The sequence below is a fragment of the Sphingomonas koreensis genome (assembly GCF_002797435.1).
Classification (GTDB): domain Bacteria; phylum Pseudomonadota; class Alphaproteobacteria; order Sphingomonadales; family Sphingomonadaceae; genus Sphingomonas; species Sphingomonas koreensis.
The window spans coordinates 3,293,445-3,309,206 of sequence record NZ_PGEN01000001.1 but is presented as its reverse complement, the minus strand read 5'-3'; the positions used below and the strand labels follow the sequence as shown (position 1 = coordinate 3,309,206).

The 15,762-nt window shown below is 65.4% G+C and carries 20 protein-coding genes; 15 read left to right on the top strand and 5 right to left on the bottom strand.

Annotated features, from left to right (window positions below; all coding sequences use genetic code 11):
• Positions 1–59 precede the first annotated feature (59 nt).
• The 3 genes from purB to BDW16_RS15660 all read left to right on the top strand — a co-directional run bounded on the left by purB (position 60) and on the right by BDW16_RS15660 (position 2,674).
• Complete coding sequence (gene purB, locus BDW16_RS15670) at positions 60–1,373, top strand: adenylosuccinate lyase (RefSeq protein ID WP_066573529.1); 1,314 nt, start codon at positions 60–62, stop codon at positions 1,371–1,373.
• Positions 1,374–1,437: 64 nt separating this feature from the next.
• Entirely contained in the window at positions 1,438–2,070 is a 633-nt protein-coding gene (locus BDW16_RS15665) for a hypothetical protein (RefSeq protein WP_066573526.1), read from the top strand.
• A 13-nt stretch (positions 2,071–2,083) separates the two neighbouring features.
• On the top strand, positions 2,084–2,674 hold the full coding sequence (locus tag BDW16_RS15660; RefSeq protein ID WP_066573524.1) for a DUF4126 domain-containing protein: 591 nt from the start codon (positions 2,084–2,086) through the stop codon (positions 2,672–2,674).
• Here BDW16_RS15660 and BDW16_RS15655 read toward each other — a convergent pair.
• On the bottom strand, positions 2,671–3,396 hold the full coding sequence (locus BDW16_RS15655) for a dienelactone hydrolase family protein (RefSeq protein WP_066573522.1): 726 nt from the start codon (positions 3,394–3,396) through the stop codon (positions 2,671–2,673). The two genes, BDW16_RS15660 and BDW16_RS15655, sit on opposite strands and share 4 nt — an antisense overlap.
• 70 nt (positions 3,397–3,466) lie before the next feature.
• Here BDW16_RS15655 and gpmA point away from each other — a divergent pair, with 70 nt between their 5' ends.
• Positions 3,467–4,153 (top strand): 2,3-diphosphoglycerate-dependent phosphoglycerate mutase, encoded by a 687-nt coding sequence (gene gpmA, locus BDW16_RS15650; RefSeq protein WP_066573519.1) that lies wholly within the window; start codon positions 3,467–3,469, stop codon positions 4,151–4,153.
• Positions 4,154–4,316: 163 nt separating this feature from the next.
• On the opposite strand, the gene BDW16_RS15645 is transcribed toward gpmA, so the two are convergent.
• Positions 4,317–4,742 carry an OsmC family protein gene (locus BDW16_RS15645; RefSeq protein ID WP_066573517.1) on the bottom strand — a complete coding sequence of 142 codons (426 nt, stop codon included), beginning with the start codon at positions 4,740–4,742 and terminating at the stop codon, positions 4,317–4,319.
• A 110-nt stretch (positions 4,743–4,852) separates the two neighbouring features.
• On the opposite strand from BDW16_RS15645, the gene BDW16_RS15640 reads away from it, so the two are divergent.
• The 3 genes from BDW16_RS15640 to BDW16_RS15630 all read left to right on the top strand — a co-directional run bounded on the left by BDW16_RS15640 (position 4,853) and on the right by BDW16_RS15630 (position 7,704).
• Complete coding sequence (locus BDW16_RS15640; RefSeq protein ID WP_066573516.1) at positions 4,853–5,950, top strand: sensor histidine kinase; 1,098 nt, start codon at positions 4,853–4,855, stop codon at positions 5,948–5,950.
• A 105-nt stretch (positions 5,951–6,055) separates the two neighbouring features.
• Entirely contained in the window at positions 6,056–6,859 is an 804-nt protein-coding gene (locus tag BDW16_RS15635) for a LytR/AlgR family response regulator transcription factor (RefSeq protein ID WP_066573513.1), read from the top strand.
• Between the two features lie 92 nt (positions 6,860–6,951).
• Positions 6,952–7,704 (top strand): isocitrate lyase/PEP mutase family protein, encoded by a 753-nt coding sequence (locus BDW16_RS15630; protein ID WP_066573511.1) that lies wholly within the window; start codon positions 6,952–6,954, stop codon positions 7,702–7,704.
• Positions 7,705–7,832: 128 nt separating this feature from the next.
• Here BDW16_RS15630 and BDW16_RS15625 read toward each other — a convergent pair whose 3' ends face one another.
• A complete protein-coding gene (locus tag BDW16_RS15625) occupies positions 7,833–8,105 on the bottom strand; it encodes a DUF3297 family protein (protein ID WP_066573509.1) in 273 nt (90 codons plus the stop codon).
• A 69-nt stretch (positions 8,106–8,174) separates the two neighbouring features.
• Positions 8,175–8,585 (bottom strand): hypothetical protein, encoded by a 411-nt coding sequence (locus BDW16_RS15620; protein WP_066573962.1) that lies wholly within the window; start codon positions 8,583–8,585, stop codon positions 8,175–8,177.
• A 238-nt stretch (positions 8,586–8,823) separates the two neighbouring features.
• On the opposite strand from BDW16_RS15620, the gene BDW16_RS15615 reads away from it, so the two are divergent.
• From BDW16_RS15615 to pal, 7 genes are all read left to right on the top strand, one after another.
• A complete protein-coding gene (locus tag BDW16_RS15615) occupies positions 8,824–9,225 on the top strand; it encodes an EVE domain-containing protein (RefSeq protein ID WP_066573508.1) in 402 nt (133 codons plus the stop codon).
• A 51-nt stretch (positions 9,226–9,276) separates the two neighbouring features.
• On the top strand, positions 9,277–9,717 hold the full coding sequence (gene ybgC / locus BDW16_RS15610; RefSeq protein ID WP_066573506.1) for a tol-pal system-associated acyl-CoA thioesterase: 441 nt from the start codon (positions 9,277–9,279) through the stop codon (positions 9,715–9,717).
• A gap of 18 nt (positions 9,718–9,735) precedes the next feature.
• The gene (tolQ, locus tag BDW16_RS15605; RefSeq protein WP_066573504.1) at positions 9,736–10,443 is read left to right on the top strand and encodes a protein TolQ; all 708 of its coding nucleotides are present in this window, start codon (positions 9,736–9,738) and stop codon (positions 10,441–10,443) included.
• Positions 10,443–10,877, top strand: coding sequence for a protein TolR (gene tolR / locus BDW16_RS15600; protein ID WP_066573501.1), 435 nt, complete (start codon positions 10,443–10,445; stop codon positions 10,875–10,877). Before tolQ ends, tolR begins: the two co-directional genes overlap by 1 nt.
• Entirely contained in the window at positions 10,877–11,704 is an 828-nt protein-coding gene (locus BDW16_RS15595; RefSeq protein WP_066573498.1) for a hypothetical protein, read from the top strand. Before tolR ends, BDW16_RS15595 begins: the two co-directional genes overlap by 1 nt.
• Positions 11,701–13,062, top strand: coding sequence for a Tol-Pal system beta propeller repeat protein TolB (gene tolB, locus BDW16_RS15590; protein WP_066573496.1), 1,362 nt, complete (start codon positions 11,701–11,703; stop codon positions 13,060–13,062). The genes BDW16_RS15595 and tolB overlap by 4 nt, the downstream gene beginning before the upstream one ends.
• A 65-nt stretch (positions 13,063–13,127) precedes the next feature.
• The gene (gene pal / locus BDW16_RS15585; RefSeq protein ID WP_066573493.1) at positions 13,128–13,643 is read left to right on the top strand and encodes a peptidoglycan-associated lipoprotein Pal; all 516 of its coding nucleotides are present in this window, start codon (positions 13,128–13,130) and stop codon (positions 13,641–13,643) included.
• Positions 13,644–13,697: 54 nt separating this feature from the next.
• On the opposite strand, the gene BDW16_RS15580 is transcribed toward pal, so the two are convergent.
• On the bottom strand, positions 13,698–14,699 hold the full coding sequence (locus BDW16_RS15580; RefSeq protein ID WP_066573490.1) for a serine hydrolase domain-containing protein: 1,002 nt from the start codon (positions 14,697–14,699) through the stop codon (positions 13,698–13,700).
• Positions 14,700–14,858: 159 nt separating this feature from the next.
• Here BDW16_RS15580 and BDW16_RS15575 point away from each other — a divergent pair, with 159 nt between their 5' ends.
• Positions 14,859–15,752 (top strand): SPFH domain-containing protein, encoded by an 894-nt coding sequence (locus tag BDW16_RS15575; protein ID WP_066573487.1) that lies wholly within the window; start codon positions 14,859–14,861, stop codon positions 15,750–15,752.
• Positions 15,753–15,762: the final 10 nt, after the last annotated feature.

Below are 15,762 nucleotides of genomic sequence, written 5' to 3'. Positions count from 1 at the left end.
CGGTTTGCCGCGGCGCGGCTGCTTTGCTAGTGGCGCCCGCGCAGCACGAAAGGCATACCATGGTCCCCCGCTATTCCCGCCCCGCTATGACCGCGATCTGGTCGCCCGAAACCCGCTTCGGCATCTGGTTCGAGATCGAGGCGCATGCGACCGAGGCGCTGGCCGACCTTGGCGTGGTGCCCAAGAGCGCAGCCAAGGCGCTGTGGGACTGGTGGGCGACCAAGCCGCAGATCGACGTCGCCGCGATCGACGCGATCGAGGCCGTCACCAAGCATGACGTCATCGCCTTCCTGACCTGGGTGGCGGAGAATGTCGGCGACGAGGCGCGCTTCATGCATCAGGGCATGACCAGCTCCGACGTGCTCGACACCTGCCTGTCGGTGCAGCTCGTCCGCGCGTCCGACATCCTGCTCGACGATCTCGACCAGCTGCTCGAGGTGCTCAAGCGCCGCGCCTATGAGCACAAGCTGACCCCGACCATCGGCCGCAGCCACGGCATCCATGCCGAGCCGGTGACCTTCGGCCTCAAGATGGCCGAAGCCTATGCCGAGTTCGCGCGCAACAAGGCGCGCCTGCAGGCCGCGCGCGCCGACATCGCGACCTGTGCCATCTCCGGCGCGGTCGGCACCTTCGCCAATATCGACCCGCGCGTCGAAGCGCATGTCGCGGAGAAGCTGGGCCTCGCGGTCGAGCCGGTCTCGACTCAGGTCATCCCGCGCGATCGACATGCGATGTTCTTCGCCACGCTCGGCGTGATCGCAAGCTCGATCGAGCGCCTCGCGGTCGAGGTCCGCCACCTTCAGCGCACCGAAGTTCTGGAGGCCGAGGAATATTTCTCGCCGGGCCAGAAGGGTTCGTCGGCAATGCCGCACAAGCGCAACCCGGTGCTGACCGAAAACCTCACCGGCCTCGCCCGCATGGTGCGCAGTGCGACCATTCCCGCGATGGAGAATGTGGCGCTGTGGCACGAGCGCGATATCAGCCACTCCTCGGTCGAGCGTTACATCGGCCCGGACGCGACGATCACGCTCGACTTCGCGCTCGCGCGACTCACCGGAGTGATCGACAAGCTGCTGGTCTATCCTGCGCGGATGCAGAAGAATCTCGACCGGATGGGCGGCCTCGTCCATTCGCAGCGCGTGCTGCTCGCGCTGACCCAGGCCGGCGTGTCGCGCGAGGACAGCTATCGCCTGGTCCAGCGCAACGCGATGAAGGTGTGGGAAAGCGACGGCGAGCTGTCGCTGCTCGAACTGCTCAAGGCCGATCCTGAAGTCACCGCGGCGCTTTCGGCGCAGGAGATCGAGGAGAAATTCGACCTCGATTACCACTTCCGCCAGGTCGACACGATTTTCGCGCGCGTTTTCAACGATTGACGCGAAAGATTGACGCCGCCGCCGGTTAGTGTGACGCTCCTGTAACACGACAGGAGACCCGCGGATGGCCAAGGCAAAGAAGAGCAAGTCGGCAAAGGCAGGCAAGCTGCCCAAGTCCGTCGCGGGGATCGAGCTGCCCAAGGAACTGCGCAAGCAGGGCGCAAAGCTGCTCGACCTGATCAAAAACCCGATGGTCGGCGATCTGGTCGCGGCTGGCCTCGTCGCGCTTGCCGCCAATGTCCGCAACCAGGGCAAGCCTGCCGACGATGCGGTCGGCGACGGGGGCAAGGCAAAGGACAAGACCACCACCGCCGAGGCTCTGGGCAAGACAGCCGCGACGCTCGCCACCGTGGTCGCCGCGCGCGCCGCGGAAAAGATCACCAGCAAGCTCGCCGAACGCCCCGCCCCAGCCCCCGCGGCTCCGGCCGCCGCCCCGGCTCGAGCGCCTGCGAAACCCCGTGCTTCGACCCGCGCCAAGCCGGCCGCGCCGCTCAAGGCTGGGCCGACTCGCAGCGCTCCGGTCAAGGCGCCTGCAAAGACCGCTGCCGAGCCGAAGACTGCCGCCGCCAAACCCGCAGCAAAGACTTCCGCGAAAGCGGCACCCAAACCCGCTGCTCCGTTGAAGGCTGGCGCGACGCGGAAGGCCCCGACCCGGAAGCCCGCTGCGCGGAAACCCGCGCCCAAGCCCGCAAGCTGAGATCCGGCGCGCGATGGGCGCGGTCGAGATCATCGGGCTGGCCGCCAGCATCAGCCTGCTCGCAGGCTGGCGGCTTTACCTCTGCGTCTTCGCCGTCGGTCTCGCGATGCATACCGGCTGGGTCGAGCTGCCCCAGCAATTGAAGGCGCTCGACGTCCTCGCCAACCCCTGGATCATCGGTATCGCCGGGGTCGGCGCGGTCGCCGAGTTCTTCGCCGACAAGGTGATGTGGCTCGATTCGGCGTGGGATGCCGTCCATACTCTGGTCCGCCCGGTCGGCGGCGCGCTGCTAGCGCTCGCGATCGTCGATCCCTCCGACCCCGCCTGGCAAGTGATGGCGCTGTTGCTGGGCGGCAGCGCGTCGCTGCTGACTCACGGCACCAAGGCGAGCGCGCGGGCGGTCGTGAATACCAGCCCCGAACCGGTGAGCAATGCGGTGGTCTCGACCGGCGAGGACGTCCTCACCGGCGGGCTGCTGGTGCTGGCGCTCGCCAACCCGGTTGCAGCTGTGGTGATCGCGGTGGTGATCCTCGCCGCCACGATCGTCGCGCTGATCCTGCTGCGGCGGTGGCTACGCAGGATATTGCCGGCCAAGCCCGCCTAGCCGAACAGCTCGCCCAGAAAATTCCGCATCGCCAGCCAGCTACGCCGGTCGGCGTTCATATCATAGCCGAATCCCGGCCGGCCGCCCGGCCTCACGCTCGCATCGCTGAAGGCATGCCCCGCATTGCCATAGCCGTGCAGCTGCCAGTCAGCGCCCGCCTCGGTCAGTTCGGCGGCCAGCGCGCTCACTGCCGCGGGCGGCGCGAGGGGGTCGTCCCAGCCGTGGCAGATCAAAAGCTTCGCGGCGATCGGCTTCGGGTAATCATAGTCCGGCGGATCGAAGATGCCGTGAAACGCCACCACGCCCAGCACGCCCCCGCCCGAACGCGCTAGGTCGATCACCGACTTGCCCCCGAAACAATATCCAATCGCTGCGGTCTTCGCGGCATCCACCAGCGGCAGCGCCTTCATCGCCGCAACGCTGGCATGCAGCCGGTCGCGCAGCAGCCTGCGGTCGGCGTTGAGCTGGTTCATATAGACCGCCGGATCGGGCGATTCGCGCGTCGTTCGCTGGCCTTGGCCATAGGTGTCGGCAACGAACCCGGCATAGCCGAGCGCCGCCAGCCGCTCCGCGACCACCCGATCCTGCTCCTTCTCGCCCAGCACATTGGGGACGATCATCACGCCGGGCCGCGGCGCATCCCAATCGGTATCGAACGCCGTCACGCCCTCGAACGGCCCCCCCGGCCCGTCATACACGATGCTTTGCCTTTCGATCGCCATGGCCATCCTTCCGTTGCCCTCTGCGCGTCATCCGCTAAGGACGCGGGCAAATTCCCGCAAGGAGTCGCCCATGCCCACGCTCGTCCTGATCCGCCACGGCCAGTCCGCCTGGAACCTGGAAAACCGCTTCACCGGCTGGTGGGACGTCGATCTGACCGAGCAGGGAGTCAAGGAAGCCTGGGCGGCGGGCGAACTGATGAAGGACAAGGGTCTCGACTTCGACCTGACCTTCACCAGCTTCCAGAGCCGCGCGATCAAGACGCTGAATCTGGCGCTCGAGGCGATGGGCCGGCTGTGGCTGCCGACCGAGAAGAGCTGGAAATTGAACGAGCGCCATTATGGCGGCCTCACCGGGCTCGACAAGGCGGAGACCGCGGCGCTGCACGGCGACGATCAGGTCAAGATCTGGCGCCGTAGCTTCGACATCCCGCCGCCCCTGCCCGATGAGGGATCGCCTTGGGATCTCGCCAAGGACCTGCGCTACAAGGGCATCCCGATCCCGCAGACCGAAAGCCTCAAGGACACGATCGAGCGCGTCCTGCCCTATTGGGAGGAACGGATCGCCCCCGAGCTGAAGGCAGGCAAGCGCGTGCTGATCGCCGCGCATGGCAATTCGCTGCGCGCGCTGGTCAAGCATCTGTCGGGCATTTCGGACGCGGAGATCGCCGGCCTCGAAATCCCGACCGGCCAGCCGATCGTCTATGAACTCGCCGACGATCTGACCGCGACCGACCGCTACTATCTCAACGAGCGCTGAGGCGGCTCCAGCCCCTTCCCCCTCCGTCCTGTTCCGTCATCCCGGCCTGGCGCCGGGATCCGCGGTGCGGCAAAGACTGAGCAAGAGGCTCGAGTACCGCGCCTGTCTCCCCGATGGACCCCGCACAAGGCCGGGATGATGGGTTAGGTTTGAGGGCGCCTCCTCACACCAGCGTGTGAGTCAGCGTGATCTCGGCGTTGAGCACTTTCGACACCGGGCAATTGGCCTCTGCGTCCTTGGCCAGCTTCTCGAACTCGGCGGGGTCGATGCCGGGGATCGACGCGGTGAGGGTCAGGTCCGAACGGGTGATCGCGAAACCGCCGTCCTTCTGCTCCAGCTTGATCGCCGCCTTGGTCTCCAGCGTACCTTCCGAATAACCAGCACGGGCGAGCCCGAAGCTCAGCGCCATGGTGAAGCAGCCGGCGTGAGCCGCGGCGATCAGTTCCTCGGGATTGGTGCCGGGTTCGTCCTCGAATCGCGTGTTGAAGCCATAGAATTGGTCGGTCAGCACACCCGACTGGGTGGTGATCGCACCCTTCCCATCCTTGCCGAAGCCGGAATAGCGGGCGGTGGCGGTACGGGTGGTCATGGGAACATCTCCTCGTTGCAGCACGTTCGATTCGATTGCGTAACGCCGGGATAGCCTAAGGTGTCCCGCTTTGCGCGGCGCGGATTACCGATTAGAGAAATCGACAACGCATGCAGAATCCCGACGTCCTCTCCCGTCCCTTCTTCGAACAGAAGAGCCGTGCCTTCTGGATGCTGCAGGGGGCAGGCTGGGGCGGCTATCTGATGCTCCGCGCGGTCTCGAACTTCTCGAACCGCACCTTCAGCTTCGAGGATCTGATTCGCGTCACGATCGAAGCGATCGTCGGCTATTGCCTGACGCTGCTGCTTTCTGCGCTCTACGGCTATTTTCGCCGCCTGCCCCGCATCACCGGCATCCTTGCCACGGTCGCCACGCTCGCCGGCGCAACGTTGGTCTATGCAGTTCTCACCGCCTTCACCGTGTCGGTGATGCGCGGCGATCCGGGGATCGAGATCCCGCTGGTGCTGGGCAGCCTGTTCTTGAACTTCACCGTACTGGCCGGCTGGTCGGCACTCTATTTCGGGATCAACTTCTATCTGATCGTCGAGGACCAGATCGACCGGATGGTGGTGTTGGAGAATCAGGCGAGCTCGGCACAACTCGCGATGCTGCGCTACCAGCTCAATCCGCATTTCCTGTTCAACACGCTGAACTCGATCTCGACCTTGGTGCTGCTCAAGCAGACGGATCGGGCCAATGCGATGCTGGCACGCCTGTCCAACTTCCTGCGCTACACGCTCGCCAACGAACCGACTGCGCACGTCACGCTGGCGCAGGAGGTGGAGACGCTCAAACTCTATCTCGAGATCGAGAAGATGCGCTTCGACGAACGCTTGAAGCCGACGTTCGACATCGATCCGCGTGCGGTGAAGGCGCGCTTGCCCTCGCTGCTGCTCCAGCCGCTGGTCGAGAATGCGATCAAATATGCCGTGACTCCGCAGGAAGAGGGAGCCGAAATCGCCGTCGCCGCTCGGCTCATCGGCGAACGGGTGCAGATCACCGTGTCGGACACCGGGCCGGGATTGATCGAGGGCAAGAACCGGCCAAGCCTTTCAACCGGGGTCGGGCTTACCAATATAAGGGAACGTCTGGCACAGGCCTTCGGGCCGGATCACCGGTTTGACGCGCGGTCGGTCCCCGGCACGGGGTTCCGCGTCGATATCGAGATTCCGTTCCAGGTCGAGGAGCAAGCCAGAGAGGCAGCCTGACCGGAACCGTGCCGTAACGAGCTCGTTTGAACGACAAAAGGCAGGGGATAGTATAGCAATGCGCCGGGGGCATCGGCGCTGCGCTGGTTGAGAGTATGAGGAATCATGACGATCCGCACCATCCTGGTCGATGACGAACCCCTGGCGATCCAAGGCCTCGAGCTGCGGCTCCAGGCGCATGAAGATGTCGAGATCATCGACAAATGCCAGAACGGCCGCGAGGCGATTCGCGCGATCAAGACCCACAAGCCCGATCTGGTCTTCCTTGATATCCAGATGCCCGGCTTCGACGGCTTCTCGGTCGTCCAAGGCCTGATGGAGGTCGAACCGCCGCTGTTCGTGTTCGTCACCGCATATTCGGATCACGCGATCCGTGCGTTCGAGGCGAATGCGATGGATTACCTCATGAAGCCGGTCGACGAGGCACGCCTCGCCGACACGCTCGAACGAGTGCGCCAGCGCCTGACCGAGAAGCGCGGTGTCGAAGAGGTCGAGAAGCTCAAGGAAGTGCTCGCGGAAGTCGCGCCCGACGCCGCCGAGGAACTCGCATCCGGCGACACCGCCGAGGTGGCGTCGAACCGCTACGAGAAGCTGATCAACATCAAGGATCGCGGCCAGATCTTCCGCGTCGATGTCGATACGATCGAAGTGGTCGAGGCCGCCGGTGACTATATGTGCATCAAGACAGCGGACAACACGCTGGTGCTGCGCGAGACGATGAAGGATCTGGAAAAGCGCCTTGATCCGCGCCGCTTCCAGCGCGTCCACCGCTCGACCATCGTCAATCTCGATCAGGTCAAACAGGTCAAGCCGCACACCAATGGCGAGTGTTTCCTGGTCCTCGATTCGGGATCGCAGGTTAAGGTCAGCCGCTCCTATCGCGACGTGGTGGCGCGCTTCGTCCACTGACGAAGCTTCGCCGAACGGTCGTTTGTCGGCAAGAAACAGGATTGTTCCCCCTTCGTTCCGACAGTAGAACTGCCGGAAATTAGGAGGAATCGATGACTGCGAAATTCGATCGTTTCGCCGCGCTCCATGAACCGCGCGCGCCGCTGATACTGTTCAACATCTGGGACGCCGGATCTGCGAAGGCCGTCGTCGCGGCGGGCGCGCAGGCGCTCGCCACCGGCAGCGCGTCGGTCGCCGGAGCCAACGGCTTCGGCGATGGAGAGGCGGCGCCGCTCGATCTGGTGATCGACAACGCTGCGCGGATCGTCGCGTCGGTCGACGTGCCGGTGACGATCGACTTCGAGGGCGGCTATGCGCTCGCCCCGGACGAAGTGGCGACGAATGTCGCCCGCCTAGCCGCGACCGGCGCGGTAGGCTGCAATTTCGAGGATCAGGTGGTTGGCGGCGAAGGCCTGCACGATTGCGCCTTCCAGTCCGCGCGCATCGCCGCGATTCGGGCCGCGACCGGCGCCGCCTTCTTCATCAACGCGCGCACCGACATCTTCCTTCAGGCCAAGGCGGACACGCATGACGAGGCGAAGGTCGATGCCGCCATCGCCCGCGCGCACGCCTATGCCAAAGCGGGCGCCAGCGGCTTCTTCGTCCCCGGCCTCGCCAATCTGGAGCTGCTGGCGCGGGTGTGCTGGGAATCGCCGCTACCGGTGAACTTCATGGCCTTCCCCGGCGCACCCGACGCGAAGGCGGTGGCCGATGCCGGCGTGGCCAGAATCAGCCACGGCCCCTTCCCCTGGCGCGCGGCAATGACAGGGCTGGAGGACGCAGCCCGAGCGGCGTTCAACCCGTAGCCTCCCCGTCGTGCCGTCGCCCCGGCCCTGTGCCGGAGTCTACCGGAAAGCAAGCGAGGTGCAGGAGCCCCAAAGCATCACGCGGGGAGCCGTCGATCCCGGCAGAAGGCCGGGATGACGGGTTAAAGTCAGATCTCTTCCGAAGCCTCGCCAGCGCCATCCGCGGCACTCTCGAACCACGCTTCGACCGGGCCGTTGAGCTTGATCGTCAGCGGATCACCCTTGCGGTCGGTCTTCTTGCCCAGTTGAACGCGGATCCAGCCTTCGGAGATGCTGTATTCCTCGACGTCGCGGCGCTCGTTGCCCTTGAAGCGGATGCCGATGCCGCGCTGGAGCAGCTCGGCGTTGAAATGCGGGCTCTTCGGGTTGACCGAGAGCCGGTCGGGAGGGGTATCGCTCATGGCACGGGCCTCTAACGAAAAGCGGCGCGGGAATAAACCCGCGCCGCCGTTGCTTTCGCTACGCTTGGGTCAGCGGCAGTAACGCACCTTCACCCGGCGGCCGAGATACGGATCGTACACCCGGCGCACAGAACAGCCACGCCAGCCGCGCTGCTCGTAGTGGCGGTAGTAATAGCCGTCGCGCGGGTAATAGCCCCGGTTGCGGTAATAGGGCTTGTCATAGCTGTAATAGCCACGGTCGTAATCGTAATAGCGGCGGTCGTAGCTGTCGTAATAACGATCGTCATAGCGGTAGCGATCCCGGCCCGAACCCGCGATCGCCGCGCCGATCACGACGCCGGCAATACCGGCAGCAACGGCGACACCCGTGTTGTCGCGATCGCGGTGACGATGATAGCGCTGCGCCTCCGCAGGCGCGGCCGCGGTCAGCGCGGTGGCGCCAAGCGTCAGTCCGAGCACCGCCTTGGTGATGGTCTGCATGACTTCCTCCTCGTGCAAAGCTGCACCTGTCGACGCCGGAAACGCATATGCGGGCGCCTTGGATGCATATCTGCCCGAGTCGATCTGAACTACCGCAGAATCATATGTTCACTTGCGGTTTATGCGTTTTTGGGTTGGAGACGGCACCAGCCCGCTCCCCAACGCCAGTCTCCTATGGGTGGCCGGGTGGGCGCGCGGGTCGGTGCACGCCGACACAGAAGTAAAATGGAGCCTCGCAATGAACCTCTGGCTGATGAAGTCCGAACCCGACGTTTTCAGCTGGGAGGATCTGGTACGGGACGGCAAGACCGAATGGGACGGAGTGCGCAACTACACCGCTGCCGGAAACCTGCGCGCGATGAAGGTCGGCGACCGGGCCTTCTTCTATCACAGCAATATCGGGCTTCAGATCGTCGGCATCATGGAAGTGAGCCGTGAAGCGAAGCCCGACGGCGAGGGCAAGCACTGGGTCTCGGTCGAGATGAAGCCGGTCGAGCCGCTGGCCAATCCGGTCACACTCAAGCAGGTGAAGGCCGAGCCGAAGCTGGCCGAGATGGAACTGGTCAAATTCTCCCGCCTGTCGGTCGGCAAGGTCACGCCCGACGAATGGAAGCAAGTTATCGACATGTCGAAGGCGTAACGACCCGCCAACGGGTTCCCCTCGCGACTCCGTGCCGCTAGGGAATGCTTAATGCCCGCCGACGACCCCGTGATCGCCGGCCGCTTCGACGGTCTGGAGCATCGTTTCCCGGTTCGTGTCTATTTCGAGGACACGGACCTGTCGGGGGTGGTCTATCACGCCAATTATCTGCGCTTCATGGAGCGGGCGCGATCGGACATGTTGCGCCTCGCCGGGATCGACCAGCGCGCCGCGCATGAGGCGGGCGAAGGCGCCTATGCCGTCACGCGGATGCAACTGCGATTTGCTGCACCCGCCCGGCTCGATGACGCGTTGACCGTCGTCAGCCGGCTGGTCCGCGTGCGCGCGGCGTCAGTCGACATTCAGCAACGAGTCATGCGGCGCGACGAATTGCTGGTTCAGGCAGAGGTCGAAGCCGCGTTCGTGGCGCCCAACGGGCGTCCGCGGCGGCAACCGCCCAATGGGTGGACGCGTTCGTGCCGCTTGTCATGATGGGGAATTGAGCGACACATGGACTGGTTTGTGAATACCGACGCTGCGACCCTGTCGCCGCTGGGCCTGTTCCTGCAGGCCGACTGGGTGGTGAAGGCGGTGATGGTCGGGCTGCTGCTCGCCAGCATCTGGACCTGGGGCATCATCTTCAGCCTGCGCGGCCGTATCGCCGCCGCGCGCAAGTCGACCGACGCGTTCGAGCGCGATTATCGCAAGAGCGACGATATCGACGTCTTCTACCGTATGAATGGCGATGCCGCCCATCCCGTCGCGCGCGTTTTTGCCGCGGGCGTCACCGAATGGCGGCGCTCGACCGGTGGGCGCGCGCTCGACAAGGAGGGGACGCGCGAGCGCCTCGCCACGACGATGGGCGCCGCGGTCGCGCATGAGATCGACAAGCTCTCCGATCGCCTGAACATCCTCGCCACGGTTGGCTCGGTCGCGCCGTTCGTCGGGCTGTTCGGCACCGTCTGGGGCATCATGCGCAGCTTCACCGCGATCGCCAGCGAGCAGAACACCTCGCTCGCCGTGGTCGCGCCGGGCATCGCCGAAGCCTTGTTCGCCACCGCGATCGGCCTGTTTGCCGCCATCCCCGCGGTGATCGCCTACAACCGCTTCAGCCACGGCATCAACAAGGTCGAGGCGCATCTCAATCGCTTCGCCGATGGCTTCCACGCGACGCTCAGCCGCCAGCTCGACAGCGGCCCGACCCCGGGCAAGCTCTGATGGGCGCCAACCTCCCTTCCGCCCGCGGCAAGGGGCGCCGCGCGCCGATGGCGGACATCAACGTCACGCCCCTGGTCGACGTGATGCTGGTGCTGCTGATCATCTTCATGGTCACCGCCCCTCTGCTCACCGCGGGGGTTCAGGTGAACCTCCCCGAAAGCCGAGCCAAGCCGCTCGATCAGGATGCAAAGCCCGTCCAGATCTCGATCGACCAGTCGGGCAAGCTCTATCTCGACAACAGCGAAGTGACCGAGGAGGGATTGCCTGCGCTGCTGGAAGGGATCGCCACTCAGCGCGGCGAGGACAAGCCCCAAGTGTATCTGCGCGCCGACCTGCGTCTCGAATATGGCAAGGTCATGCGCGTGATGGGCGAGCTGAATCGCGTCGGCCTCAACAAGGTTTCGCTGGTGACGACTCCGGTGGACGGCGGCTGATGGCAGTGGCGCTCGATCGCGGCGAGGGAACCGGACTTGGCCTGGCGCTGCTGGGCCATTTAGTCCTGTTCGGCCTGCTGACGGTCGGCTTCCTCGCGACGCCCAATCCGGCCAAGCTCGAACCCACGCCGATCGAGATCTCGCTGACCGACGAGGCCGGCCTCAAGAGCGAGGCGCCGGTGATCAACCGCGAGGCGCCTGCCGAGCGGCTCGCCGAAGTCCCCGCCCCGCCCGAACCGGTCACTCCGCCCCCGGTCGCTCAGCCCGAACCCGAACCGGTGGTCCGCCCCGACCCGGCCCCGCCCAAACCCGAACCGCGCCCGGCGCCCAGGAAGCCGGAGCCTCCGAAGAAGGCCGAACCCAAAAAGGCCAGCGCCCCGGCGCCCAAGGCCACGCCCCAGCCGACCCGGCGCGAGGTCCGTCCCACCGGCCGCCTCACCGGCATCGTCAACGGTCTCACCGATCAGCCGAGCAAGGGTAAGGCGACCACACCTCAGGCCAGCCAGATCGGCCCCGCGGTCAAGTCGAGCCTCGCCGCCGAAGTCATCCGCCAGCTCCGCCCGCACTGGCGCTCGCCGACCGGCGCGGACGTCGAGCTGCTGCGCACCACGGTCGAGATCCGTCTCAATCGCGACGGCACTCTTGCCGCGCCGCCGCGGGTGATCAACCAGACCGGCGTCAACGCCAGCAACCGCGCGCAGGCCGACCTGCACAAGGAACGCGCGCTCAACGCCGCGCGCCTCGCCGCCCCCTTCAACCTCCCGGCCGAATATTACGACGCCTGGAAGATCCTCCGCCCCAACTTCGACAGGAACCTCAGCCGATGAAGCCCGTATTTTCGCTCGTCGCCCTCCTGGTCGCAGCGCCCGTCGCCGCGCAGCAGGTGACACCGCCGGCCGTACCCGCCCCCGCGCAGGAAGAAGAAGGCCTCAGCGTCGATGTCACCGACACTGCCTCGGCCGATCTCACCATCATGATTCCGGCGATGCCGGCCGCGCAGGCGGTACAGACCCCGGCGGGCAACACCGAAACGCTTGGCCGCCAGATCGCGGATGTGATCGCGGCGGACCTGCGCAACACCGGCCTGTTCAAGCCGATCGGTCCCGAAGGCGTTCGAGCGCCGTCGGTCGGCGAAGTCCGCGCTCCCGATTTCAACTATTGGCGCAACGGCAGCGCGCAGGCGCTGGTACAGGGCTATGTGCAGGCGGGCGCGGGCGGGCGGCTGACGGTCGGCTGCTATCTCTACGATGTCGCGCTGGGCACGCAGCTCACCCGCTCGGGGTTCGAGGTGGGCCCGTCCGACTGGCGCCGCGCCGCACACAAATGCGCCGATTCGATTTACACTCGCCTGTCGGGCGAGGGTCCCTATTTCGACAGCCGCGTCGTCTATGTCTCGGAGACCGGTCCCAAGAACAAGCGCATCAAGCGGCTTGCGATCATGGATCAGGACGGCGCCAATCACCGTTTCCTGACCAACGGCCAGTCGATCGTCCTGACTCCTCGTTTGTCGCCGGACGACCGCCGCATCGCCTATATGAGTTATCAGGGCGATAAGCCCGCGCTCTATGTCTACGATCTCGCAAACGGCACGCAGCGGCTGCTCGTCACCAACGTCAGCATGGCCTTTGCGCCGCGCTTCTCGCCCGACGGCCGCTGGATCCTCTTCACCATGTCGACTGCAGGCAACGCCGATATCTATCGCGTCTCCGCCACCGGCGGATCGCCGCAGCGGCTGACTAACGGCCCGGGCATCGACACCGGCGGCAGCTACTCGCCCGATGGCAGCAAGATCGTGTTCGAGAGCGACCGTTCGGGCACGCAGCAGCTCTATGTCATGAATGCCGACGGATCGAACCCGCAGCGGATCAGCTTCGGCGGCGGGCGCTATGCGACCCCGGTGTGGAGTCCGCGCGGCGACCTGATCGCCTTCACCCGCATGGGGGGCGGCTTCCGCATCGGGGTGATGAGCCCTTCGGGCGGAGGCGAGAAATTGCTGACCGAAGCCTGGGGCGATGAAGGGCCGAGCTGGTCGCCCAATGGCCGCGTGCTGATGTTCTATCGGGGGGCGCAGGGCCGTTCGGGCAAGGCGGATATCTGGTCGGTGGACCTGACCGGCAGCAACGCGCGGCGCATCCCCACCCCGCTCGATGGATCCGATCCGGCCTGGGGACCGTTACGCCCCTGAGCCGGGTCATGTGCGGAACGACCTCGGGATCACGAAATCTGTAAATGCCAAGGGAGATACGACCAATGGCAAAGCTTAGAACCGCCCTCATCATCGCCACGATGGCCGTCGCCGTCGCGGGTTGCTCGAAGAAGCGTCCCGAAACCCTGCCGCCAGGCCCGGGCGAGGTCGATACCGGCCCCACCACCCCCGGCCCCGACACGGGCGCCGGCGTCCAGCCCGGCACCGCCGCGCACTTCAAGCAGAATGTGTCGAGCGACACGGTCCTGTTCGGCCTCGACCAGTATGACATCGACGCGCAGGCGCGCTCGATCCTCGACAGCCAGGCGCAGTGGCTGACGCAGTACCCGAATACGCGGATCACGCTGGAAGGCCATGCCGACGAGCGCGGCACGCGCGAGTACAATCTTGCGCTCGGCGATCGCCGCGCCAACGCCGCGAAGAACTATCTGGCGGCGCGCGGCGTCTCCGCCACCCGCATCACCACGATCAGCTATGGCAAGGAACGCCCGATCGCGCTCGGTTCGGACGAGCAGAGCTGGGCGCAGAACCGCCGGGCGGTGACCGTCGTCATCAACTGATCGTCCTGCATGGGCGGGACCGGGGCGCGAGCCGCAAGGCACGCGCCCCTTTTTCTAGCCGCGCGCAACCTGCAGCACCGCCGGCAGGATTTCGCTAAGATAGGCTTGCGGGCTGACATTGCGGGGTGGCGGTACCACGGTCTTGTGCGCGATCACCAAATCCAGCCGCGGCACCACGGTGATGAACTGGCCATAGGCGCCGCTCGCCGTATAGGCGCCACGCAGATCGCGCTGAATTCCGGCCGCTGAATCGAACACCCACCACAGATAGCCATAGCCAAGCTGCGGCATGAACGGCGACTCGCGTGCCACCCGCGCGGCTCCGGTGCGCAGCGCGGTTGACTCGCGCACCCATCGCTCGCTCAGAACCGGATGGCCGCGCCACCTGCCGCGGTCGAGCATGAGTTGCCCGAGCCGTGCCATGTCGCGCGTCGATAGCCCGAAATGATGCGCCGGGTATTTCGATTTGCCGGTGTCGTTCCGCATCTGCTGAAGGTCCACGCGCCAGTCCTCCAGGCCGATCGGGGCAGCGATATCCTCGCCGAAGGCCCGGTAGAGGTTCCGCCCGGTCTCAGCCTCATAGATCGCGCCGAGCGCGTTGAAATCCCAGTTGTTGTAAAGGAAGCGCTCGCCCGGCCGCACTGAGCCGCGCGGGGGCGCAAGTGCCGACGCGTCACCGGCATTTGCCGCAGGATGATAGACACCGGATCGCGCCATCAGCAGATCGCGGACCGTTGCGCCGCGCTCGACGGTCAATAGCCCGCCCAGATCGTCGATCCCGATCTGAGCCAAGGTCCGGTCGAGTCGGATCGTCCCACGCGCGACCGCCGGGCCATAGAGCATCGCGACGAGGCTCTTGCGCACCGAAGCGATGTAACTGACCTCGCTCGGGTCGCCATAGTCGAACGCAACCCGGCCACTGCGCAGGACGCGCATCGAACTGGTCTCGCGGCGCTTCAGGACCTCCGTCAGGAACGCAGTCTCTGCCCTGGCATTTCCTGCGGCAGCTGCCACCAGCGCTACACTGCCGCCAGCCAGGAAACCTCGCCGGTTCATTGCCCCCTCCCCAACACCCATCTTTCCGAAACCCCGGAACTGCCCGACTATTTCGCAATCTTTACAGTGTAAAGATGATGCGTGCAAGCCTCTGCTCGATTCCGCTTGCGCCCTGCGGAATTCGATATAAAACTGATATCATCATTTAGGGAGGCAAACATGTCCGATTCGAACCCCCGTGCGCTTCGCAGTAGCGCTGAGCGCCCCGCATCCACCGCCAGCGGCTATGCAATGCTGCTGGTCATCCTGATCGCGCTGGCCGCGATCATCTTCTCCGCGCCGCAAATCGGCAACGCGCTCTGGGCGCCGCTGGTCACCGTCGCAGGCGCGGTCGTCCTCTGCTTCGTCGCGTGCGGCTTTTACCTGCTCCAGCCCAATCAGGCCGCGGCGATTCTGTTGTTTGGCGAATATCAGGGCACCGATCGCAATACCGGCCTGCGCTGGGCATGGCCCTGGCTGATCAAGAAGAAGGTCTCCGTCCGTATCCACAACATCACTTCGGAACGGCTCAAGGTGAACGACCTGCGCGGTAACCCGATTGAGATCGCGTCGAACGTGGTGTGGCGCGTCGCCGACACCGCACAGGCGCTGTTCGACGTCGACGATTATCGCGAGTTCGTCCACATCCAGATCGAGAGCGCAGTGCGCGCGATCGGCTCGCGCTATCCCTATGACGATTTCACCCATGAAGAGATGACGCTGCGCGGCAATGCCGAGCATGTCAGCGACGAGCTGCGCATCGAGCTTCAGGAACGGGTCGAGATGGCCGGCGTGCATATCGACGAATGCCGCCTCACCCACCTCGCCTATGCGCAGGAGATCGCCCAGTCGATGCTTCGCCGCCAGCAGGCCGAGGCGGTGATCGCCGCGCGGCAGAAGCTGGTCGAAGGCGCCGTGTCGATGGTCGAGACCGCGCTGGAGCAGCTCAGCGCCAAGAATGTCGTCGAACTGGACGATGAGCGCCGCGCGGCGATGGTCTCCAACCTGATGGTCGTGCTCTGCTCGGAACGCGACACCCAGCCGGTGGTGAACACAGGCTCCCTCTATCAGTAACGGGAGAGGG